The 23233-nt window shown below is 57.7% G+C and carries 21 protein-coding genes; 14 read left to right on the top strand and 7 right to left on the bottom strand.

The window, feature by feature from the left end; genetic code table 11:
- Nucleotides 1–23: 23 nt before the first annotated feature.
- Entirely contained in the window at nucleotides 24–833 is an 810-nt protein-coding gene (dapB, locus tag ACWB12_RS14725) for a 4-hydroxy-tetrahydrodipicolinate reductase (RefSeq protein ID WP_479530845.1), read from the top strand.
- A 443-nt stretch (nucleotides 834–1276) separates the two neighbouring features.
- Here the strand turns inward: dapB and ACWB12_RS14720 are convergent, their stop codons facing one another.
- Complete coding sequence (locus tag ACWB12_RS14720) at nucleotides 1277–1453, bottom strand: DUF1674 domain-containing protein (RefSeq protein ID WP_479530844.1); 177 nt, start codon at nucleotides 1451–1453, stop codon at nucleotides 1277–1279.
- A gap of 73 nt (nucleotides 1454–1526) precedes the next feature.
- Here ACWB12_RS14720 and ACWB12_RS14715 point away from each other — a divergent pair, with 73 nt between their 5' ends.
- The 10 genes from ACWB12_RS14715 to ACWB12_RS14670 all read left to right on the top strand — a co-directional run bounded on the left by ACWB12_RS14715 (nucleotide 1527) and on the right by ACWB12_RS14670 (nucleotide 13586).
- On the top strand, nucleotides 1527–2792 hold the full coding sequence (locus ACWB12_RS14715) for an RsmB/NOP family class I SAM-dependent RNA methyltransferase (RefSeq protein WP_479530843.1): 1266 nt from the start codon (nucleotides 1527–1529) through the stop codon (nucleotides 2790–2792).
- 138 nt (nucleotides 2793–2930) lie between these two features.
- Entirely contained in the window at nucleotides 2931–4652 is a 1722-nt protein-coding gene (locus ACWB12_RS14710) for a heparinase II/III family protein (RefSeq protein WP_479530849.1), read from the top strand.
- Nucleotides 4649–6238, top strand: coding sequence for a bifunctional phosphoribosylaminoimidazolecarboxamide formyltransferase/IMP cyclohydrolase (gene purH, locus ACWB12_RS14705; RefSeq protein ID WP_479530842.1), 1590 nt, complete (start codon nucleotides 4649–4651; stop codon nucleotides 6236–6238). The genes ACWB12_RS14710 and purH overlap by 4 nt, the downstream gene beginning before the upstream one ends.
- A gap of 13 nt (nucleotides 6239–6251) precedes the next feature.
- On the top strand, nucleotides 6252–6722 hold the full coding sequence (gene lspA / locus ACWB12_RS14700; RefSeq protein WP_479530841.1) for a signal peptidase II: 471 nt from the start codon (nucleotides 6252–6254) through the stop codon (nucleotides 6720–6722).
- 53 nt (nucleotides 6723–6775) lie between these two features.
- The gene (locus tag ACWB12_RS14695) at nucleotides 6776–7324 is read left to right on the top strand and encodes a DUF3035 domain-containing protein (protein WP_479530840.1); all 549 of its coding nucleotides are present in this window, start codon (nucleotides 6776–6778) and stop codon (nucleotides 7322–7324) included.
- Nucleotides 7325–7413: 89 nt separating this feature from the next.
- Nucleotides 7414–8757: a M16 family metallopeptidase gene (locus tag ACWB12_RS14690; RefSeq protein ID WP_479530839.1), complete on the top strand. Its 1344-nt coding sequence runs from the start codon at nucleotides 7414–7416 to the stop codon at nucleotides 8755–8757.
- Nucleotides 8754–10067: a M16 family metallopeptidase gene (locus tag ACWB12_RS14685; RefSeq protein ID WP_479530838.1), complete on the top strand. Its 1314-nt coding sequence runs from the start codon at nucleotides 8754–8756 to the stop codon at nucleotides 10065–10067. Before ACWB12_RS14690 ends, ACWB12_RS14685 begins: the two co-directional genes overlap by 4 nt.
- Before the next feature lie 68 nt (nucleotides 10068–10135).
- Entirely contained in the window at nucleotides 10136–11965 is a 1830-nt protein-coding gene (mutL, locus tag ACWB12_RS14680; RefSeq protein WP_479530837.1) for a DNA mismatch repair endonuclease MutL, read from the top strand.
- Nucleotides 11965–13137, top strand: coding sequence for a DNA recombination protein RmuC (locus ACWB12_RS14675; protein WP_479530848.1), 1173 nt, complete (start codon nucleotides 11965–11967; stop codon nucleotides 13135–13137). The genes mutL and ACWB12_RS14675 overlap by 1 nt, the downstream gene beginning before the upstream one ends.
- Nucleotides 13138–13193: 56 nt before the next feature.
- Complete coding sequence (locus ACWB12_RS14670) at nucleotides 13194–13586, top strand: DUF3775 domain-containing protein (protein ID WP_479530836.1); 393 nt, start codon at nucleotides 13194–13196, stop codon at nucleotides 13584–13586.
- Nucleotides 13587–13691: 105 nt separating this feature from the next.
- On the opposite strand, the gene ACWB12_RS14665 is transcribed toward ACWB12_RS14670, so the two are convergent.
- The 6 genes from ACWB12_RS14665 to ACWB12_RS14640 form a co-directional block, all read right to left on the bottom strand.
- The gene (locus ACWB12_RS14665; RefSeq protein WP_479530835.1) at nucleotides 13692–14822 is read right to left on the bottom strand and encodes a saccharopine dehydrogenase family protein; all 1131 of its coding nucleotides are present in this window, start codon (nucleotides 14820–14822) and stop codon (nucleotides 13692–13694) included.
- Nucleotides 14823–14834: 12 nt separating this feature from the next.
- Nucleotides 14835–15089 (bottom strand): SemiSWEET family sugar transporter, encoded by a 255-nt coding sequence (locus ACWB12_RS14660; RefSeq protein WP_479530834.1) that lies wholly within the window; start codon nucleotides 15087–15089, stop codon nucleotides 14835–14837.
- 4 nt (nucleotides 15090–15093) lie between these two features.
- On the bottom strand, nucleotides 15094–16149 hold the full coding sequence (locus tag ACWB12_RS14655) for a saccharopine dehydrogenase (RefSeq protein ID WP_479530833.1): 1056 nt from the start codon (nucleotides 16147–16149) through the stop codon (nucleotides 15094–15096).
- A gap of 65 nt (nucleotides 16150–16214) precedes the next feature.
- The gene (locus tag ACWB12_RS14650) at nucleotides 16215–16598 is read right to left on the bottom strand and encodes a hypothetical protein (protein WP_479530832.1); all 384 of its coding nucleotides are present in this window, start codon (nucleotides 16596–16598) and stop codon (nucleotides 16215–16217) included.
- 25 nt (nucleotides 16599–16623) lie between these two features.
- On the bottom strand, nucleotides 16624–17325 hold the full coding sequence (locus tag ACWB12_RS14645; RefSeq protein WP_479530831.1) for a response regulator: 702 nt from the start codon (nucleotides 17323–17325) through the stop codon (nucleotides 16624–16626).
- Complete coding sequence (locus tag ACWB12_RS14640; RefSeq protein WP_479530830.1) at nucleotides 17326–19230, bottom strand: PAS-domain containing protein; 1905 nt, start codon at nucleotides 19228–19230, stop codon at nucleotides 17326–17328. It abuts the gene before it with no gap.
- A 205-nt stretch (nucleotides 19231–19435) separates the two neighbouring features.
- Here ACWB12_RS14640 and ACWB12_RS14635 point away from each other — a divergent pair, with 205 nt between their 5' ends.
- From ACWB12_RS14635 to ACWB12_RS14625, 3 genes are all read left to right on the top strand, one after another.
- A complete protein-coding gene (locus tag ACWB12_RS14635) occupies nucleotides 19436–21376 on the top strand; it encodes an AMP-binding protein (protein WP_479530847.1) in 1941 nt (646 codons plus the stop codon).
- A gap of 5 nt (nucleotides 21377–21381) precedes the next feature.
- On the top strand, nucleotides 21382–22203 hold the full coding sequence (locus tag ACWB12_RS14630) for an ABC transporter ATP-binding protein (RefSeq protein WP_479530846.1): 822 nt from the start codon (nucleotides 21382–21384) through the stop codon (nucleotides 22201–22203).
- Between the two features lie 35 nt (nucleotides 22204–22238).
- Nucleotides 22239–23233 (top strand): branched-chain amino acid ABC transporter permease (locus tag ACWB12_RS14625; RefSeq protein ID WP_479530829.1); only part of this gene is annotated, 995 nt, incomplete at its 3' end.

The following is a 23233-nucleotide window of genomic DNA, read 5'->3' as shown; positions in this document are numbered from 1 at the left end:
TGGCGGATTTCAAGGAGCGAAAAATGAGCGATTTACCGGGGATTGTGGTGAACGGGGTATCGGGGCGGATGGGCCAGATGCTGGTGCGTTTGGTGTGTGAAAGCGATGCGGTGCGGTTGGTTGGTGCTCTGGAACGCAGCGGTCACGGCTGGGTTGGTCAGGACGTGGGTGCCGCGATGGGCGGTGCTGATCTGGGTGTGACCGTGACGGATGATGCGTTGGAGGTGATGGCGAAGGCGCAGGGGGTGATTGATTTTACGGTGCCTGCGGCCACGGTGGCGATGGCAGAGCTGGCGGCGCAGGCGCGTGCGGTGCATGTGATTGGCACCACGGGGTTAACGGATGATGATCTGGTGAAGATCAAGGCGGCGGCGCGGCACGCGGTGGTGGTGCGGGCTGGGAACATGAGCCTTGGGGTCAATCTGTTGGTGCAATTGACCAAACAGGTTGCGGCGGCGCTGGACGAGGATTTTGACATCGAGATTATTGAAGCGCACCACCGGCACAAAGTGGATGCGCCTTCGGGCACAGCACTGATGCTGGGCGAAGCGGCGGCCGAGGGGCGCGGTGTGTCATTGGCGGCGGTGAAGGATAGCGGGCGCGACGGGGTTACCGGCGCGCGTCGGCGGGGCGACATCGGGTTTTCGGCGGTTCGCGGCGGTGACATTGTCGGCGAGCATGACGTGATGTTTGCAGCCGACGGCGAGCGGATTATTTTGCGGCATATGGCGACGGATCGCGCGGTGTTTGCCCGCGGGGCGCTAAAGGCGGTGCTGTGGGGGCAGGGGCGCAAGCCGGGCGAATATGATATGCTGGATGTGCTGGGGTTGTAGAAACGGTCTTTTAATATGTCAGAGATGTTTTGCGTCATGCGTTTGGCCTAAGGGCTGCTTCGAGCCCTTTTCGGAAATGAGTTGGCAGGGCGAGAGCTGTGATGTATACTGTGAAAATGGGAGTTATTGTTTTCTTTTCTAGTCTCGCCGCTCTCCTCTGTTTGGGTATTGGCGCTATTCTATTCGACGGCCGTAGGAAGGCAAATCGCCCTCCAAAGCGCACAAGCAACCAAGAGCACAAGCCCCATTCTTCGATAGCACCGACGGCAGAGGCCAAGCGGCTTCAGAACGGCGGCACGATTGGGCCGGGACAACTTGGTGGAGGTGCTGATTTCGGCCCTTCTTAGGAATTGGCGTGCCGGCTTGTCCGCAAAGCCGCCATACAGCATTAGACCTTTTGGACACTGCGTTGGCACATATTTTCTTGTCGTTGGGCGGGTATTCTAAAAATCCACCGCAATGCCTTTTTTCTCCCAATCTCCATAGCGCACCGGTTCAGGCCCGTCGCGGCCGCCTAGTTCTTTGGGCAACTCGGCATCTTTTGCCTTTTTGCGGCGTTCTTCGGCTTCGGCCAAGGCGCGAATGGCGGCGGCGGGGAGGTTTTTCTGCGTGTCGGGCATATCAGCGTTCTCTTGTTCTGGCTGTGGCTATGATATAGGCGCAAACGCAGACATCGCAACAAAGGAATATCTCATGTCCCATCCCGGTTTGGCACCACGACGCGCGGCGGTTCGCCTTATGGACGGGGTGCTGGGTAAAGGCGCGTTGTTGCCCGAGATGCTGGGCAAGGGCGGGTTTTTGGACAATCTGGACCCATCCGAGCGGGCGCGGGCGCAGAGGTTGGCGGTAGAGACCTTGCGGTGGATGGATCGGGCCGACCGGATGTTGGGGCCGTTTTTGCAACGCAAGCCTGAGCTGTTTGTGCATAATGTGTTGCGCCTGTCGGTGGTTGAGCTGTGCGTTGAGGGGGCTGCGGCGCATGGGGTGGTGAATGCGGCTGTGGCGATGGTCAAGGCGGATAAGCTGAACCATCGGGCGTCGGGTATGGTCAATGCGGTGCTGCGCAAGATTGATCCGGCAGCTTGGGATAAATTGCCTGCGCCACGGTTGCCGAAGTGGTTGAGGAAACCGCTGAACGCGGATTATGGCAAACAAGTGATGGAAGCGATGGAGGCGGCATTTGCTGCCGGAGCGCCGCTGGATTTAACCCCCAAGGGCGATGCGGCGGCGGTGGCCAAGGCGGTTGGTGGCGAGGTTTTACCAACGGGGTCGGTGCGGTTGCACGATGCTGGGCAGGTTTCAATGCTGGGGGGGTATGACGCGGGGGACTGGTGGGTTCAGGATGCGGCGGCGGCGCTACAGGACAAGATTTTGAACGCGCAAGCGTGCGGGAGGGTGTTGGATATTTGTGCAGCCCCTGGTGGCAAGACGATGCAGTTGGCCGCAACCGGTGCGGATGTGGTGGCGATTGATGTGTCCAAAGCGCGGATGGTTCGGGTGCGCGAAAATCTGGAGCGCACGGGGCTGGATGCGACGTTGCGGGTGGTGGATGCGCTGGAATGGCGCGAGGCGCTGTTTGACGCGATCCTGCTGGATGCGCCGTGCACCGCGACGGGGACGATTAGGCGGCATCCGGATTTGCCTTATGCCAAGGATGGGTCGGATTTTCCGACGCTGTTTGCCTTGCAGGAGCGGATGATTGACCATGCTTTGACCCAATTGAAACCGGGTGGGCGGCTGGTGTTTTGCACCTGTTCGCTGTTGCCGGACGAGGGCGAGATACAGGTCGAGGATGCGTTGAAGCGGAACAAGGGGCTGACGGTCGAGCCGATCACGCTGGACGGGATTGATCCGGCGTGGGCAACGCCCGAGGGGGGCTTGCGATTGCGGCCTGATTACTGGGCGGATCGCGGCGGTATGGACGGGTTTTACATCGCGGTGTTGCGGAAAGGCGCGTAAGCGCGAATTCGTCGGTGACACCCGCACCTGCACGGCCTATGGTGTGGGCGAGCAAACCCGTCACTCTAACGTCCCCGCAAGAAGGCGAAGCAGTCCGTGGCACAACCAACAAGTTTTTCCGCGCGGCGTGTGCGCTGGATGAACCGCTTTTATGCGCGGTTGGGCACGCGTGCGCGGGCGGCAACCGGTTTTACCTCGCAACCTGAACCGCGCACGATTGGGTCATTTGCCCGTGGCCGACAATTGGTGGCAGGGAATTTCCAGTTTGCAGGGTATCTGATCACGGACAGCAAGGCGGGGTTGTGGGATATCGAGATGCCCTCAACCATGTTCAGTGAAGAAGTGCACGGGTTTCAGTGGCTGGATGATTTGGCGGCTGTCGGTGATGGCCCCGCGCGGGGGGCCGCGCAGGATTGGGTGTTTGAATGGATCACGCGGTTTGGGCAGGGGCACGGGGCCGGATGGACGCCGGATTTAACCGGACGCCGCCTGATCCGCTGGATCAATCATGCGCTGTTCCTGCTGCAAGGGCAGGACAAAGATGCATCTGAGGTCTATTTCCAGTCATTGGCGCACCAGACAATTTTCCTAAGCAAACGCTGGAAGGTTGCATCGGCCGGACTGCCACGGTTCGAGGCGTTGACGGGGTTGATTTACGCGGGGCTGGCCCTGAGCGGGATGGACGAGCATGTCAAACCCGCCGTAAAAGCGCTGGCGCGGGAATGCCGTGAACAAATAGACGCAGAAGGCGGCATTCCGACGCGCAATCCCGAGGAATTGCTGGAGGTGTTCACCCTGCTGATTTGGGCCGCTTCCGCATTAAGCGAAGCGGGTTGGATTGCGGGGCGCGATCATCTAGCAGCCATCGAGCGGATTGCCCCGACATTGCGGGCCTTGCGCCACAGCGATGGCAGTCTGGCGCGGTTTCATGGTGGGGGCCGTGGTATCGAGGGGCGGCTGGACCATGCGCTGGCATCAAGCGGGGTGCGGACAGCAGGCGGGGCCGGTTTGCAGATGGGGTATGCGCGCCTGAAGGCGGGGCGCAGCAGTGTGGTTGTGGATGCAAGCCGTCCGCCGCAAGGTGCGAATTCCTATCACGGGCATGCCTCGACCTTGGCGTTTGAACTGACCTCGGGCCGGCGTCCGCTGGTGGTGAATTGCGGATCTGGCGTATCGTTTGGCGAAGACTGGCAACGGGCGGGCCGCGCAACGCCGTCGCATTCTGTGCTGGGGATCGAAGGATATTCGTCATCACGGCTGGGGTTCGGCGACACGGGCCCACAAGAAAGGCTGCTGCACACACCAAAGGCTGTCGATGTAAAACAGTCGTTCGACAAGGCGGGCGCCAGTCTTCAGGTGGGGCATGACGGCTATGAGGCAAGCCACGGGTTGATCCACATGCGCCGGTTGTATCAATCAGCTGATGGGCGCACATTGGCGGGCGAAGACGCATTGATGGCAATCACCGATGCTGACAAACGCCTGTTTGATCGGGCAATGGATGCGGTACAATTGCAAGGCATTGCCTATATGGTGCGGTTCCATCTACATCCCGATGTTGATGCGGTTCTGGATATGGGCGGTGCTGCGGTGTCGCTGGCATTGAAAAGCGGCGAGATATGGGTGTTCCGTCATGGTGGCGAGGCCCGGTTAAGTCTGGAGCCAAGCGTATATCTGGAGAAAAATCGTCTAAAGCCACGCGCGACAAAACAGATTGTTTTATCTTCTCGCGCTTTGGAGTATGCGAGCCGTGTGACCTGGACGCTGGCCAAAGCACACGACACACCCGATAGCCTGCGTGACCTTACGCGCGATGACGATGAAATTCTGCAAACAACACCGAATGGGGAAACTGAATGACTGCCAACCTGCCAATCCGCCGCGCATTATTATCTGTATCTGACAAAACCGGATTGATTGATCTGGGCTGCGCCCTGGCGGGAATGGGGGTCGAGCTGTTATCGACCGGCGGGTCCGCCAAGGCATTGCGCGACGCGGGGCTGGATGTGACGGATGTGGCTGATGTCACCGGCTTTCCCGAAATGATGGATGGGCGGGTGAAAACGCTGCATCCTGCGGTGCATGGCGGTTTGCTGGCGCTGCGTGACGATGAGGCGCATTTGGCGGCGATGAAGGAACACGGCATTGCGGGAATCGACCTGTTGGTGGTCAATCTGTATCCGTTTGAAGAAACCGTGGCCAAGGGCGCGGATTATGATACCTGCATTGAGAACATTGACATTGGCGGCCCAGCGATGATCCGCGCGGCGGCCAAGAACCATGCGTTTGTGACGACTGTGGTGGATGTCGAGGATTACGACAAATTGCTGGGCGATATGGCCAAGCATAACGGCGCGACTTGTGATAAATTCCGCAAACGCCGCGCCCAGATCGCTTATGCACGCACTGCTGCCTATGACGCGGCTGTGTCGACGTGGATGGCGGATGCGATTGGCGTGGAATTTCCGCGTCGTCGTGCCTTTGCCGGAACGCTGTCGCAGGTGATGCGCTATGGCGAAAACCCGCATCAATCAGCGGCGTTTTATACGGATGGTTCCACTCGCGAAGGCGTGGCAACGGCGGTGCAGCATCAGGGTAAAGAGCTGTCTTATAACAACATCAATGACACAGATGCGGCGATTGAGCTGGTGGCAGAATTTGTTCCTGCCGAGGGGCCAGCCTGTGCGATTATCAAGCACGCCAACCCGTGCGGTGTGGCGCGGGGGGCGACGATGGTCGAGGCGTATCGCGCGGCGTTCAACTGCGATAACGTTTCGCCGTTTGGCGGGATTATCGCGCTGAACCAGCGGCTGGATGGGGCCACGGCTGAGGAGATTTCCAAGATTTTCACCGAAGTGGTGATTGCGCCGGGTGTTGATGAGGATGCCAAGGCGATCTTTGCCAAAAAGAAAAACCTGCGGCTGTTGACGGTGGCAGATCTGCCTGATCCACGGGCGGCGGCGCTGACGTATCGGCAGGTGGCGGGCGGAATGTTGGTGCAGGACAAGGACAACGGTTTTGTTGCTATGGAAGACCTGAAGGTGGTTACCAAACGCGCGCCGACGGACGCCGAAATGGCCGATCTGATGTTTGCGTGGCGGGTGGCCAAGCATGTCAAATCGAACGCGATCATTTACGTTAAGGATGGGGCGACTGTGGGCATTGGCGCGGGGCAGATGAGCCGCGTTGACAGCACGCGGATTGCGGCACGTAAAGCGCAAGACATGGCCGAGGTTCTGGGGCTGGATGCGCCGTTAACCCAAGGGTCTGTTGTAGCGTCGGATGCGTTTTTTCCGTTTGCCGACGGGTTGTTGAGCGCCGCGGAAGCCGGTGCGACGGCTGTGATACAGCCGGGCGGGTCCATGCGGGACGATGAAGTGATCGCAGCGGCAGACGAGGCAGGGTTGGCGATGGTGTTTACCGGTATGCGCCATTTTAGGCATTAAAGGAGAAGTGATAATGCGGCTAACCCTTTGGGCTGGTTTTTGGACGTTCATGCTGGATCAGGCATCAAAATATCTGGTGGTGCACTGGTTAAACCTGCGCGAGCGCGGCGAAATTGATGTGCTGCCGCCATTTGTGAATTTTCGCATGGCATGGAACAATGGTGTGAACTTTGGCCTGTTTTCCAACAGTGCCGATTGGGCCCGCTGGATCCTTATTGCGCTGGCTTTGGCAATTTGTATCTGGGTACTGATCTGGATCAAGCGGGAAAACCACGGTCGGTTGGCATACATTAGCGCCGGATTGCTGATTGGCGGGGCACTGGGCAATGTGATGGATCGTATCCTTTATGGCGGGGTTGCGGATTTCCTGAATATGTCTTGTTGCGGCTTTGAAAATCCGTATTCGTTCAATATTGCCGATATTACAGTGTTTGCGGGCGCATTTGGGTTGATCTTTTTCGCAGGAGAAAAGAAGACTAGGTGACGGCGCCGATTTGATCAGTTAAACAGCGCTAGTAAGGGTTGAAGGAGACATCAATGCAGACCGCACGTGGCACAATTGCACTTGCTTTGATCGCTGTTCTGGCGGTGTCGGCCTGTGGCGGGCGAAAAGCCCCGCAACTGATGAATGTTCGCTCGAACACGAACGGGCCGGATGAATTTACAATTTTGCCCGGCAAACCACTGGAAGCCCCCGATTTCACCGCAGCATTGCCGACCCCGACACCAGGGGGGACAAACCTGACGGATCCAACACCCAAAGCAGATGCGATTGCGGCATTAGGTGGTGACCCTACGCGCCTGAATCGCGCAGGCGATGGCAATATTGGACGCGGTGATGCGTCGGTTGTGAGCCACGCCAGCCGGTTCGGTGTTACGTCGGGCATTCGCCAGACGTTGGCCGCCGAGGATCTGGATTTTCGCGGGCGTAACCGTGGCCGGGTTCTGGAACGGGCGTTCAATGTGAATGTTTATTTCAAGGCCTACAGAAAGCAGTCGTTGGATCAATATAACGAATTGCTGCGGTTCCGCCGGTTGGGTGTGCGCACCCCGTCTGCACCGCCTGATCCGGCGACGCTGCCGTAAGCCCAAATCTCACAATCGCGCTAGCTGGGCTTGTGATGGGCGCAAGGGTGCGTAAGTTCTAGTCAACATGTTTGCATCGGAGACCTTATATGCGCCTTTCCAGTCTGGTTATTCTGACCCTGACCCTATTTATTCGCCCATTGTGGGCACAAGAGATCAGCAATTACACCCTGTCCAACGGTCTGGATGTAGTGGTGATCGAGGATCATCGCGCGCCGGTTGTGGTGCAGATGGTGTGGTATCGGGCGGGGGCCGCGGATGAGGAACCTGGTGTTTCCGGCGTGGCACATTTTCTGGAGCATTTGCTGTTCAAGGCCACGGATGATCTGAAGTCGGGCGAATTGTCGGACACAGTGGCGGCCAACGGCGGGTCGGATAATGCGTTCACCTCGTGGGATTATACGGCGTATTATCAGCGGGTCGCGGCGGACCGGCTGGAGCTGATGATGACAATGGAAGCAGACCGGATGCGCGATTTGCGCCTGACCGTCGATGACATTGCCACCGAGCGCGATGTGATTTTGGAAGAACGCAATACGCGCACTGAAAACAACCCTGATTCCCTGTTTGGTGAGCAGCGCCGCGCGGCACAATATTTGAACCACCCATACGGTATTCCGGTTATCGGCTGGAAACATGAAATGGAGCAGCTGTCACGGGAAGATGCGCTGGCGTTTTATCGTCGCTATTACGCGCCTAACAATGCGATTTTGGTGGTGGCGGGGGATGTGGACCCTGCCAATGTATTGGCATTGGCGAAAAAGCATTATGGCCCGCTGGCCCCGACTAACGATTTGCCTGATCGCGCCCGCCCCATCGAGCCACCGCAACTGTCTGAGCGGCGGATGACCTATGTGGATGAACGCATCACGCAGCCCTATGTGATCCGCAGTTATCTGGCCCCTGAACGCAACAGCGGTGATCAGGAACAGGCGGCCGCCCTGACCATGCTGGCGGAACTGTTGGGTGGCAACGGTCAAACTTCGGTTCTGGGGCGCAAATTACAATTCGAGACGCAAAAGGCGATTTATACATCAGCGTATTATGACGGCATGTCGCTGGACCAGACGACATTCGGTTTGGTGATGGTGCCGAGCAATGGCATCAGCCTGACCGAGGGCGAAGCGTTGCTGGATAATGCCATTGCCGAATTTATCGAGGAAGGCGTGGATGCAGAGCAATTTGCGCGGATCAAGATGCAATTGCGGGCCAGCCTGATTTACGAGCGCGACGATGTTCAGGCCTTGGCGAACCTGTATGGATCGGCCCTGACTTCGGGTTTGACGATCAAAGATGTGCAGGCATGGCCGCGGGTTTTGCAAAATGTAATGGCCGAGGACGTGATTGCTGCGGCGAATTTGTTGCTGGATAAAAAGCAGGCTGTGACAGGGTGGTTAAGCAATCCGGCAGCACAAGCGGAGGTGACGCAATGAAGCGGGTTTATCTGGCGCTGATCGCGCTGCTGGTGTTTGGCGCAGCAGCACAAGCCGAGGTCGAAATTAAAGAAGTGACATCGCCGGGCGGGATTACCGCATGGCTGGTCGAGGAACACTCGATCCCGTTCACATCGCTTCAAATCCGGTTCAAGGGCGGTGCCAGTCTGGACGTGGCGGGCAAACGCGGGGCCGTGAACCTGATGGTTGGTCTGTTGGAAGAGGGGGCGGCCGACATGGACGCGCGCCAGTTTGCAGCGGCGGTCGAGGGGTTGGCGGCGAGTTTCGGGTTTGGTGTTCGGGACGACGCGATGTCTATATCAGCGCAGTTCCTGAGCGAGAACCGCGATGAGGCGATGGTGCTACTGCGGGCCGCTTTGCAAGAACCGCGGTTTGATGATGATGCGATTGAACGGGTGCGGGCGCAGGTCGTTTCGGGCATTCAAGGGGATGCAAAAGACCCTGACAAAATTTCGGGGCGCACGTTTGATCAATTGGCCTTTGCGGACCATCCCTATGCGACATCGCGTGATGGAACGCTGGAGTCCGTAGCTGGGCTGACACGCGATGATCTGGTTGCCGCCAAGGATGCCGTTATGGCGCGGGACCGGCTGTTTGTCGGTGCAGTAGGTGATATTACCCCCGAGCAGTTGGGCGTATTGCTGGATGATTTGCTAGGCGGATTGCCTGCGGTCGGGGCGGATATGCCTGCGCGCGCTGAATATCGCCTGAGCGGTGGTGTGACCGTGGTGCCGTTTGACACACCGCAATCGGTGGTGACATTCGGTCTGGAAGGGATCGACCGCGACGACGATGATTTCTTTGCCGCCTATCTGATGAACACCATTCTGGGGGGCAGCGGGCGGCAATCACGCCTGATGGAAGAAGTGCGCGAGAAGCGCGGGCTGACCTATGGTGTTTACAGCTATCTGGTACCGATGGATTATGCCGCGCTGTATATGGGCCGTGTAGCATCGGCCAACGACCGTGTGGCGCAAGCGATTGATGTGATCCGCGACGAGTGGATCAAGCTGGCGGAAAACGGGGTGACCGCTGCGGAACTGGACGGGGCCAAGACCTATTTGACAGGCGCATACCCGTTGCGGTTTGACGGGAACGGGCCGATTGCCAACATCATGGTCGGGATGCAGATGCAGGGCCTGCCGATTGATTATATCGCCACGCGAAACGACAAAGTGAATGCCGTGACGCTGGAGGATATTGCGCAGGTGGCCAAGCGGATGGTGCGCCCAGAGGATCTGCATTTTGTGGTGGTCGGGCAGCCCGAGGGGCTTGAGAACAGTAATTAACCCGAGGTGTGAATGAAGGCGTGAATGCCTGTGGTCGAATCGGGGCGGTTTATGCTAATTCTAGTGGTATGTCCGCACAAAACCCCAATATAGGCGAAAACCGCCCTGTTATCAGACAGCTGGATGATGCCGCGATTAACCGGATTGCGGCGGGCGAAGTGGTGGAGCGGCCTGCCTCGGCAGTGAAAGAGTTGATCGAGAATGCGCTGGACGCGGGTGCAAGGCGCGTTGAGGTGTCCTATGCGGATGGTGGCAAGACCCTGATCCGTGTGGTGGATGATGGTTGCGGGATTTCGGCGGCTGATTTGCCGCTGGCGATGTCGCGTCATGCCACGTCGAAAATTGACGGGTCAGACCTGTTGAACATCCACACCTTCGGGTTTCGGGGTGAGGCGTTGCCGTCGTTGGGTGCGGTCGGGCGGCTGACGATCACGTCGCGCGTGGACGGCGCAGATGCGTCATCGATCCGCGTGGCGGGTGGGGCAATGGAGGCGGTGAAACCGGCGGCGCTATCTGCTGGCACTGTGGTCGAGTTGCGCGATCTGTTTTATGCCACACCTGCACGGCTGAAATTCTTGCGCACGGATCGGGCCGAGGTTCAGGCGATTGGCGATGTGGTAAAACGGCTGGCGATGGCAGAGCCGTTTGTCAGCTTTACCCTGCGCGATGTGTCGGGTGGCGGCGAAGGGCGGCTGACGTTTCGGGCGGATGCCGAAACCGGCGATTTATTTGACGCGCTGCATGGGCGGTTGCGGCAGGTGTTGGGTGCGGAGTTTGCTGAAAATGCGCTAAAAATTGATGCCGAGCGCGAGGGGATTGCGCTGACCGGATACGCGGCCCTGCCGACGTTTTCGCGGGGGTCAGCCGTGATGCAATATCTATATGTCAACGGGCGGCCCGTGCGCGACAAACTGTTGATCGGCGCGCTGCGCGGGGCGTATTTCGATTTTCTGTCGCGCGACAGGCATCCGGCGGCGGTGCTGTTTCTGGAGTGTGATCCGCATCAGGTGGATGTGAATGTGCATCCGGCAAAATCCGAAGTGCGGTTTCGCAATCCGGGTCTGGCGCGCGGGTTGATCGTTTCGGCGTTACGCCACGCGTTGGCGGAAGCGGGGCATCGGGCCTCGACCACGGTAGCGGGCGCAACATTGGGCGCGTTTCGACCTGAGCAGCCAACGGGGCGGGTTTATCAGATGGATCGGCCCTCAACGGGGGCTTTGGCTGCGAGTTATGCGGCGCAGGCCCCAGCATTTGAGGGAGGGTTTGCCGAGGCGTCTGCGCGGTTCGAGGCGCCGATTGAAGCGGATGCGCCCACCGATTTGCCGTTGGGGGCGGCGCGCGCGCAAGTGCATGAAAACTACATCATCGCGCAGACGGCGGATGGCATGGTGATCGTCGATCAACATGCGGCGCACGAGCGGCTGGTTTACGAGAAGCTAAAGGCGCAGATGGCTGAAAACGGTGTGGCGGCGCAGGCGTTGCTGATCCCCGAGATTGTGGAGTTGAGCGAGGGCGATGCGGCGCGTCTGCTGGAGATGGCCGATGATCTGGCGCGGTTGGGGTTGGTGCTGGAACCGTTCGGGGCGGGCGCGATTGCTGTGCGTGAAACGCCAGCGATTTTGGGCGCTATTAATGCCAAGCAGATGATTTTGGATATCCTGGACGAATTGGCCGATCTGGGCGACAGCCTGACGGTGCAGGCGCGGATCGAGGCGATCCTGAGCCGCGTGGCCTGTCACGGGTCAATCCGGTCGGGGCGGCGTATGCAGGCGGACGAAATGAACGCATTGCTACGTGAAATGGAAGCCACGCCGCATTCGGGCCAATGCAATCACGGGCGGCCCACCTACGTGGAGCTGAAACTGTCAGATATCGAGAGGCTGTTTGGCCGAAAATGATGGGCATGCAGGACATTAACGACGCGTTACAGGAGTTTTGGCTGATATTGGCAGGGGCTGGTGCGGTGTTACTGATTCTGTTGTTCATCCTGCTGATCGTGGTGGTGCGCCGCGTGGGACGATCCAGCCGGATGATGGAGCCACTGGGCCAGCAGATCGGCAATTTGGGGCAGCGGGTTCAGGCGCTATCGGACGGACAATCACAGCTGGCGGGCGGGTTAAGCACTGTCAGCCAAACCCAGACTGTGGCGCAGGCGCAGTTGATGAATACGCTGGAGCAACGGCTGGCCGAGGTGCAGGCGAATATGGTCGATACCTTGCATGGGTCTTCGGTGAAAACTACACGGTCGTTGACGGAATTGCAGGAACGGTTGGGAACCATTGATAAGGCGCAGGCCAATATCGAAAAACTGTCGGGGGATGTATTGTCGTTGCAGGATATCCTGTCGAACAAGCAGACGCGTGGGGCGTTTGGCGAAATCCAGTTGAACGATATTGTCGGCAAGGCGCTGCCTGCGGGCAGTTATAAATTGCAGGCGACCTTATCCAACGGCAAGCGGGCTGATTGCCTGATTGATCTGCCCAATCCGCCCGGGCCGATTGTGATCGACAGCAAGTTCCCGCTGGAGGCGTATGAGGCGTTGCGCAATGCTGGTAACGACTGGGAAATGAAAGAGGCGGTCAAAGCGTTCAAGGTTTCCGTCAAGGGGCATATCAAGGCGATATCCGAGCGCTATATCCTGGAAGGAGAAACCGCTGACGGGGCGCTGATGTTTTTACCATCCGAGGCGGTTTATGCCGAGTTGCATGCCAATTTCCCCGAACTGGTGCGCGAGGGATTTGCGGCGCATGTCTGGATCGTATCACCAACCACCTGTATGGCGACACTGAACACCATGCGGGCAATTCTAAAGGATGCGCGGATGCGCGAGCAGGCGGGGGCCATTCGCAAGACGTTGCGCCAGTTGCACCGCGATGTCGAGATGGTGGTGGAGCGGGTTGGCAAGTTGGACACACATTTCAATCAGGCGCGGGCTGATCTGGACGGGATTGGCACGGCGGCAGAACGGGCGGGCAAACGCGCCGCACGACTGGATAATTTCGATTTTGAGGAATTGGCGCCCGAAACAGATGCGGCAAATGTGGTTCCGATTGGAAAACAAGGCGAATAGGCTATGCCCCGGCGCTGATTTCTGCCAATCTGTATCCCGACTCGAAAGGTTCATTTATGCTTGAGATTAGCACCAACAAGATTGCCCGCGTCATTATCCGTGCCCGTGAACTGGGCGCGAAAGTAGGACGGTGGGACCGGACAGGCGACGAGGCAGGCGCAGAAACCATATTGGAAAGCCGTTCCAGTGACGGAACCGAAGCCGAATTGCGCAGCTATATTGCGGACATGAACCGTGACGAGCAAGCCAGTCTGGTGGCGGTGATGTGGATCGGACGCGAGACCTTTGATGCGGCTGAGATCACCGAGGCAATCAAGACCGCGAAACAGGAAGCGGTTGCACCAACCGAGAACTATCTGTTGGGTATGCCGTTACTGGCGGATTATCTGGAAAGCGGTCTGGAGTCGTTGGGGTATTCGGTGGAAGAGGTCGAGGAAGGGTTTTTATAGCCCAGTTGAATGGAGACCCTGACGGGCCGCTTTATATCTCGCACCCTGCGGGCACTCGGGTGGCCGCGCCGCGCGGAGGTATTTCTGACAAGAAGAACCGATAGATTAATCTAGGTGATCCACCACTTGCAGATGTTGCGACAGACGATCCACTTCGCCCAACCACCGTTCCACCAATCGAGGATCGCTGGGCGCTGCGGACACACCGGCGGGGATTTCACGGTTCAGGACAGCTTCGACTGCAAGTGACACCGGCACCGAGACCAGCCGCGCCATGGCGGTGCCGCGTGCGTCGCCATATGCGTCCATCACATAGGTTTTGTGGTAGCTGGGGATGCCTGCGTTTTCAGCCTTTAGTCCAACGCACATGATCACGCGGTCGGGGTCGTCCTCGCCATAGGCGTTGTCGGCCCAGAACTGGTCGGACATTTCCTTTAGGTGGGTATCGTCGGCGGTCTCGACCTTGGTGAACACGTCAGCCCACGCATCGGCCCAGCCGTTCAGGCGGAGGGTTCCGCGCACGAACTCCTTGACCTTCCATGCGGGGTCGAACTGGTAGTCTTTGATGAACGGGATTGAATCGCGGTTCGGGTAGACCTCGAATGTTTCGGGTTGCGGCAGCGGAGCCGCATAGCTGGTGATGGCGTCCCACGGGCGGGTGACGTCCAGTGGTGTGAAGTCGCGAATGGATTTGGACGGCGAGCGCAGCGCCTTGAGCACGCCCAGCGGTGACCAGCTGAATTTATAGCGAAACGGGTTTGGGTGTTTTGGCACGCCGCCGCAATACGAGGTGAACGAGATGTGGTTGTTGGCGTCATAAGCAGCTGAGGCGCGGTAGTCGGCAACCAGCCAGTGGGCCATCAAATGGTCAATGCCGGGGTCGAGGCCGACTTCGTTCACCAAGGCAACGCCGGCTTGGCGGGCTTCCTCGTCCAGCGCACGCATTTCGGGTGCGATGTAGCTGGAGGAGACGAAATGCGCGCCCTTGCTGATGCAAAGTTCGGCCAGTGGCACATGCCAGTCGCCAGGCAGCATCGAGACCACCACATCGCCAGATTGCACCTCGGCGGTGATTGCGTCCATGGTGAAGGCGTTGATACGTCGCGTTATGTCACCAACCGCATCTTCGGCCTTGGCTACTGTGCGGTTCCAGACAGTGACCTCATGTCCTGCTTCAATCAGGCGTCGCAAGCCGGGGATGGCCGATAGGCCGGTGCCGCACCAGTGGATGGTCATTCGCGTATTCCTTTATTTGTAAATCAGTTTGGCGGTTACGATAGATCCAACCAACAGGATCGAGATTAGATTCGCAACAATCAATGGCCATGCGTCTATCAAAATGCCGTAAGTCAGCCATAGCGAAAGGTTGGCGAACATCAGCAAATTGGCCCAGAGCGACAGATCTTTGGTTTCGCGGCTGCCCCATGTTTTGAACACTTGGGGCAGCCAGCAGATCGTGCCTAGGGTAGCGGCGGCATAACCGATGATGGTGACGGGTTCCATTGGTTTAAGCGTTCTTTACGTGGGTGTCATAATCGGCTTTGGCTCGCGCCCAGACGCCAGTATCCAGATCGCCAAGGGTCAGCAGGGAGGGCAAAAGTTGGCCTGCGTAATCTTGTGAAGATTCGACCGGTAGCATTGATGGCAGGTTGTCGATGGCGGTGACGTCCAGCGGCGGGGTTTCGTGCACGCGCAGCGCGGGATTATCCCATGTGGTGGTGCGGTCATAAACCTTGATCGGGGAAAAATCGCTGTCGGGATCACAAGCGACATCGCCGATCACGGATAATTTGCGCGGGTCGGTTTTAGCGGATGCGGGCACAAACACGGGGGTGCCGGGGCTGGCAAAGATGCAGTTGATAAAGATGTCGTGCTGCATGATTTCGGGGAACGGGCCGCCGGATGCGGTTTCGGCCATGTCCCATTTGGTGACCTCAACGTTTAGGGCTGCACATAGATCGGAAGCACCAGTGCCAACGCGGCCCAAGGCACCGATAACGATGGCGGCGGGGCGGGGTGCGTTGGTGGCGTCGAGGGTATTGCGCAGATCATCAAGCAGGGCGTCTTTGTTTCTATATACGCCAACAGGGGCGCAGATGCCGCCATCTTGTTGCGCGGCCCAGCATTTTAGCGATACAGCGGCACCGGCAAATCCGGCCCAGTATCCAAAGGCGGCGACGCGACGGCCGGTTTCATCGACCAGATATTCCAGATCGTATAGGGTGCCACCGCCTGCCGCAAACCGTTTCAGCAGGATTTGGCCCGAAGGCTGCCCCTTGTAGGCGTGGCCGAACAGGATGTGGCGGTGAGTTAACGGCGTGCCGTCTTCGGGCAGTTCTTTTAGGCCAAAGATAATGGCATCCGCAGGGGCGCTGGGCCAGCTGTTTTCCGGCGCTACGTCACAGCCCGCATCCATATAACCCTGAATCTGGATGGCGCGAACCGAGCTATGTTCGACCGTTACCTTTATGCCTGCATCCAGCAAGGCGCGTGCCCCTTCGGGTGTCAGGCCAACACGTTCTTCATTCTGGCGCTGTTCGGCGCGGACCCACAGGTGTGTCATGATCTATCTCCTACGACTTCACAAAATCAGTAGGGGAAGGGCGTCAGAATGCCAATGGCAAAGCGTTAGTCGGAATATATCTCGATATAATTGCCGTCGCTTTTCTGCAGAAGGGTTTCGGTTTTTTCGCCGAAGATATTCTGGCGCACACATTTGATGTCATACATGCCGTTATTCGAGGTTCCCATTACCTCGAATTCCAGATCACAGCGGAAAGACCCGAGCGTGGAAATCTCGCCTTTGTGGTTGTAGGTGATGGTGTAGATCACCTGTGGTTGGGCCTTGGAGCCCTCGATAATCGCATAGATCACGGCCTCGCTGCCGGGGCTGTAATCTACGCTAAGTTCTGGAAAATCGATAAATAGCTTGGCATCGGCGGGCTCGAACGCAGTTGCCATTTGCGGGGCAAGGGCGAGGGTGAACATGGCTAAACTTAGTTTTGGGGCCATAATGCTTCCTTTTGAAACTGGTCTGTTAATCCCAGTTAACATCCCCCAGAAAGATATAGCCAGCCCCGTAGATGGTTTTTATCAGGCGTGGGTTTTTCGGGTCTTCGCGCAGTTTGGTGCGCAGGCGTGAAATGCGCACATCCATCGCACGATCAAAGCTTTCGCCAGCGGTGCCGCCAAGGGTTTCCTGCATTTGTGCGCGGGAAATCAGGCGCTTCGGGCTGTCCAGAAACAGGCGCAACACTTCGCCTTCGGCGTGGCTAAACGGGGTCTCGTGCCCGTCCTTGTCAACCAGAACATAGCTGTCGAACAGGGCGCTCCAGCCTTCAAAACGGGCGCGGTTGGTGGTTTTATCGCTGGGTTTGTTGCTGCGCAAACGGACGCGGACGCGGGCGACTACCTCGGCAGGATCAAACGGTTTGATGATGTAATCATCGGCCCCCAGTTCCAGCCCTGTGACACGATCCTGCACCTGTGCGCGGCCTGATATGATGATGATCGAGGCCCCAGATTCCAGCGCCAGACGGTGTACCAGCGCAAGGCCGTCTTTGTCGGGCAGACCCAGATCAACAAGGCATACATCGGGGGTGGTGTGGGTCAGGGATGCCTCGAATTCGGTGGCGCGGGCGTAGGTGGCGGTTCTGAAGCCAGCCTCTTGCAAAGCATCGGCCAGCATGTGGCGGATTTCGGGCTCGTCGTCCAAAATGGTGACTAAAGGCTGGGTCATTTAGCTGGGGTCCATCGTCATAAAGGCGGCTAGATCATCGGCGGTAAAGGGTTTGGAAATCAACGGGTAGCGGGACGCAGCATCTGTGCGGATTGGGTCATTCGCGGGCAGGGATGTCATTAGGCAGGTGGTGGCCTTTAGGCCGTTTTCCGTCAGACCATCCAGCATTTCGACGCCGGTTTTCCCCCCGATCAGCGAGATGTCGGACAGCACGAAATTGACTCCCTCGAGGGGGGCTAATGTGCTGCCCTCTTCGGCCGAGGTGGCCTCGATCACGCGATGTCCCATGTCGATTAACATCTCGCGCACATTGGCGCGGATGTCGTCGGAATCCTCGACCAGCAGCACCAGTTTTGGGGTTGCTTCTAATGTCGTAAACCGCAAGGGCAGGCGCATTGTAATTACTGCGCCATCTGTGCTGTTGGCCAGTCTCAAATGCCCGCCTGCCAGTTTGGTCAGATCGTAAACCATCGACAGGCCCAGCCCCGACCCCTCAACGCCCTTGGTGGTAAAGAAAGGATCGAGCGCATGTTCCAGCGCCTTATCGCTAAAGCCGCCGCCGGTGTCGGTGACGGTGATTTCCAGCCATGTGTCGCGCACGGGTTTGGTGGTGATGGTGATCTTGCCTCTGTTTGCGCCGATGGCGTCTTTGGCGTTCAGGATCAGGTTCAGCAGGGAATCCTGCAATGATCCGGCATCCAGCAGAACGGGTTGGTCAATGCCGTTGCAATGGCTGTCCAGCGTTACGCCGTTTGGCAGCGTCGGCGTGGCGAGGGTTTTCAGGTCATTCATAAAGCGGCAAAATTCCACCGGGGCAGGGCGCATTTCACGCGGGCCGGACATTTCGGCGATGCGGTTCAACAGGGTGCCGCCACGGCGCGCGGCGGATTGGGTCGCGGTGATCAGCTCTTGTGCATCCGTGCTATGCTCCATGCGTGACAGGCGGCTTTGCATGCCCAGAATGATGGTCAGCAGATTAGCAAAATCATGCGCCAGACCGCTGGTCAGCTGGGCTGCTAATTCGCGTTTGTGGGTCTGGGCAAGGGCGGCTCGAGCTTGGGCCTCTTCGGTTACGTCCATCGACAGGATATAGACGCCGCGCTGGTCGGGATTAAAAGCCACGCGGATACGGCGACTGGAGTCATCATCGGTAAATTCAAACACACTGGCGGTGCCGTTTTGGGCCTTTTCATAGTGCGGCTTGATTTTGGCAAATGCGCTATGCCCCAACGCATCCGCGATGTGCATCCCTAAAATACCGGACGGGCGCGACGGAATGATCGAGGATAGGCGCTGGTTAGAGTAGGTGTAGTTTCCGTCCTCATTCACATGCGCAATGTGGGCGGGCATCATTTCGGTGGTCATCCGTGTGCGGGCTTCTATCTCGGTCAACTGGTGCTTAGCCTCTTCCAGTGCGGCGTTGGTGGCGGCCAATTCGCGGTTGGTTTGAGACAGGCGTTCGGTGTGGGCCAGCAACTGGTCTGACAGCTCGTCGGTGCGCCCACGCAGCAGTTTTTCCTGATCCTTGATCGCGGTGATGTCCGTGTACACGGTGACCCAGCCACCTTCGGGCAGGGGGCTGCCTTCGACCGAAATAGTGCAACCGTTGGCGCGGGTGCGTTCCATATAATGCGCCCTGAACGCGCGGGCCTGATCAACGCGTGAAGTGACGAATTCGTCCAAATCATCAACCTCGCCATATTCGCCACGCTCGGCCAGATAGCGGATCGTATCACTAAAATGTGCGCCGGGGGTGCACAGGGTTTCTGGCAGGCCGAACATTTCCTTGAACGGGCGGTTCACCCGCACACAGCGCAGGTCACTGTCATAGATAGACAGAGCCTGCTGGATCAGGTTCAATCCGGCGCGGGTCAGGTTTTCTGTGGTTGTTTTCGACGGTGCCAAGTGCTGCGATCCTTTCGCTATATCGCTACCATCCGAATGGCCCCCGCGAAAGGGCTGTTACAATTCGTAAGGTTTGCGCAAAAGTCAGGAAAAATTTGACCTTCAGGAAAAACCCGTCACGCTAGGGCAAATAAAGAATCGTCTGAGTATGGGCGGGCCGTCGGAAAACCGGCGGATGGGAGGATAAGACTTGGCAAACGCGACTATGGATTCAATTCCTGCCCTGTTGGCGCGCAATGCGGCGACGTTTGGTGACAAAGCGGCCTATCGTGAGAAAGAATACGGTATCTGGCAGCGCTGGAACTGGGGCGAAGTGGCCGACGAGGTTGAGGCGCTGGCGCTGGGTTTCCTGAACCTTGGAATTCACGAGGGCGATTTTGTAGCCATCATTGGCCGCAACCGCCCGTATTTCTATTGGGCGATGGTTGCCGCGCAATCGGTCGGGGCGATCCCCGTGCCACTGTATAACGATGCCAACGCCGAAGAGATGGAATATGTGTTGTCGCATTGCGGCGCGCGTTTCATTGTGGTCGAGGATCAGGAGCAGGTCGACAAGGTGATCGAAATTCAAGAGCACCTGCAGCAGTTCGAGCATATGATTTATCTGGATCCACGCGGATTGCGTAAATATGATCACCGCCGCCTGCACGAATTTTCCCATGTTCAGGAACAGGGCCGCGCGTCGCGTGATGAATTTTGCCCTGAATTGCACGCCCGCACCGCGCGTCTGAACATGGATAGCACCTGTGTGATGCTGTATACGTCCGGCACCACCGGTAAGCCAAAGGGCGTGGTGCTGTCGAACCGCAACGTGATTGTGACCTCGAAAAACTCTTGCGAGTTTGATCATCTGGTGCCTGGCGATGAGGTGCTGGCCTATTTGCCGATGGCGTGGGTCGGTGATTTCATTTTCTCCATTGGGCAGGCCTATTGGACGGGGTTCTGTGTGAACTGCCCTGAGTCTGCCGAAACAATGATGACCGATCTGCGCGAAATCGGGCCGACCTATTATTTTGCGCCACCGCGGTTCTTTGAAGGTCAGTTGACCAGCGTGATGATCCGGATGGAAGATTCCGGCCGTTTCAAAAAGAGGCTGTTTGATAAATACATGGCAGTCGCCCGCAGGGTGGGACCGGCAATACTGGATGGCAAACCTGTTGGGTTTATGGATCGTCTTAGCTACTGGTTGGGCAACCTGTTCGTTTACGGCCCGCTGAAAAACACGCTGGGCCTTAGTCGTGTGCGGGTTGGCTATACGGCGGGCGAGGCGATTGGACCGGAGCTATTTGAATTCTACCGCTCCATCGGGATTAACCTGAAACAGCTTTATGGCCAGACCGAAGCGACCGTGTTTATCACCCAGCAGCCGGATGGCGAAGTGCGGGCTGATACGGTGGGGGTGCCGTCGCCTGATGTTGAAATCAGGATTGCGGACAATGGCGAGATTTTCTATCGCTCACCCGGTGTGTTCGAGGAATATTACAAGAACCCCGAAAGCACCGTTGACACCAAGGATGCTGAAGGCTGGGTGGCCACGGGCGACGCTGGTTTCATCGAAAAAAGCAGCGGCCATTTGCGGATTATCGACCGTGCCAAAGATGTGGGAAATCTGGCTGATGGCAGTATGTTCGCGCCGAAATTCGTTGAAAACAAGCTGAAGTTTTATCCCGACATTCTGGAATCAGTGGTGTTCGGATCGGATCGTGATAAATGTGTGGCGTTTATCAATATTGACCTGACGGCGGTCGGGAACTGGGCCGAGCGTAACAACGTCGCCTACGCGTCCTATCAGGAATTGGCAGGCCACCCCGAGGTTTACAAAACCATCGCGGCGCACATCGCAGAGGTGAACAAATCTGTGGCGCAGGACGAAATGTTGTCGGGCTGCCAAGTGCATCGGTTTTTGATCCTGCACAAGGAACTGGATGCAGATGACGGCGAAATGACCCGCACTCGTAAGGTGCGCCGCAAGATTGTGGGCGAGAAATTCGCCGATCTGCTGGAGGCGCTCTATGGTGGCAAGGACGAAATCTATACCGAAACCGAAGTGACATATGAGGACGGGCGCAAAGGCTCGATCAGTGCCACGCTGGAAATCCGCGATGTGGCGGTGCAGCCGGTAAATCAGAAGGTGGCGGCAGAATGAACGAAATGACTGATAACTCCACCGTGGGCTACATGACCGAAGACGGTCGCCAAATCGGTGGCACGATGATGGAGATGAAAAACATCACCCTGCGGTTTGGCGGTGTGGTGGCGATTGAAGACATCAGTTTTGACATCTTTGAGGGCGAAATCCGCGCCATCATCGGCCCGAACGGGGCCGGGAAGTCGTCGATGCTGAATGTGATCAGTGGATTTTACCATCCGCAAGAAGGCGAAGTTTGGTTCCACGGTGAAAAACGTCCCACGATGCGGCCCTATAAGGTGGCGCAGCAGGGGATTGCGCGGACGTTCCAGAACATCGCGCTGTTCAAGGGGATGAGCACGCTGGACAATATTATGACCGGCCGGATGACCAAGATGAAATCATCAATGTTGGCTCAGGCGATCTGGTTTGGCAAGGCGGCCCGCGAGGAAGCCGAGCATCGTCAAAAGGTCGAGGAGATCATAGATTTTCTTGAAATTCAGGCGATCCGCAAGACTCCTGTGGGGCGTTTGCCTTACGGATTGCAAAAGCGTGTTGAACTGGGCCGTGCGCTGGCGGCGGAACCGAAACTGCTGCTGCTGGACGAGCCAATGGCGGGGATGAACGTCGAGGAAAAAGAGGACATGAGCCGCTTTATTCTGGATGTGAACGACGAATTTGGCACCACAATAGCGCTGATCGAACACGACATGGGCGTGGTGATGGATATTTCCGACCGCGTGGTGGTGATGGATTACGGCAAGAAGATCGGCGATGGCACGCCTGCCGAAGTGCTGGCCAATCAGGACGTGATTGATGCCTATCTGGGGGTGAGCCATGATTGATTTACACAAAGATTTACACACGGGGGGCGCGCATAATGTCTGCTAATTTCTATTATGGCGTCGAGGTTTTCCTGAACGGGCTGATGGCTGGCGTGATGTATTCACTGGTTGCGCTGGGCTTTGTTCTGATCTTCAAGGCATCCGGCATTTTCAACTATGCCCAAGGCGTGATGGCGCTGTTTGCGGCGATGACGCTGGTCGGCATCCAGAACGGGCAGGTTCCATTTGCACACCTGATCAACGCGATATTCGGCACCCACGTCAAAGAATTCGGCTGGCAAGTGCCTACCTTGCTGGCGATCCTGCTGACGGTGGGGGTGATGATATTATTTGCCTTCATTGTGGAGCGATACGTGCTGAAACATCTGGTCAATCAGGAGCCGATTATCCTGTTTATGGCCACCATCGGGCTGGCCTATTTCATGGAAGGCTTTGGCGATCTGATGTGGGGCGCCGATGTTAAGAAACTGGATGTGGGTATTCCGCAGGGCGGCAATACATGGGTCGAGGAAAACACGGCGTTTCTGGGCGGCGAGGAGTTCTACGGCTTCTATATCGACTCGCTGGATATTGTCGCGGCGATTGTGGCGATTATTCTGGTGGCGTCACTGGTGCTGTTCTCGCAATACACCAAAACTGGTCGCGCGTTGCGGGCGGTGGCGGATGACCATCAGGCGGCGCTGTCCGTCGGGATTTCATTGCGCACTATCTGGGTGATTGTCTGGTCCATCGCTGGGTTCGTTGCGTTGGTCGCTGGCATCATGTGGGGCTCCAAATCGGGGGTGCAGTTCTCGCTGTCACTGATTGCATTGAAAGCGCTTCCGGTGCTGATGCTCGGCGGTTTCACCTCAATCCCCGGCGCGATTGTCGGTGGGCTGATCATCGGGGTGGGTGAAAAGATGTTCGAGTTTCTGATTGGTGCGCCTTACCTAGGCGGGGCCACCGAAAACTGGTTCGCCTATGTGCTGGCGCTGCTGTTCCTCGTCTTTCGGCCCCAAGGGCTGTTCGGCGAGAAGATTATCGAGAGGGT

Source organism: Profundibacter sp., assembly GCF_056498605.1.
Note: the sequence above shows the minus strand (reverse complement) of the source record. Positions and strands in the feature narration are given on the sequence as shown.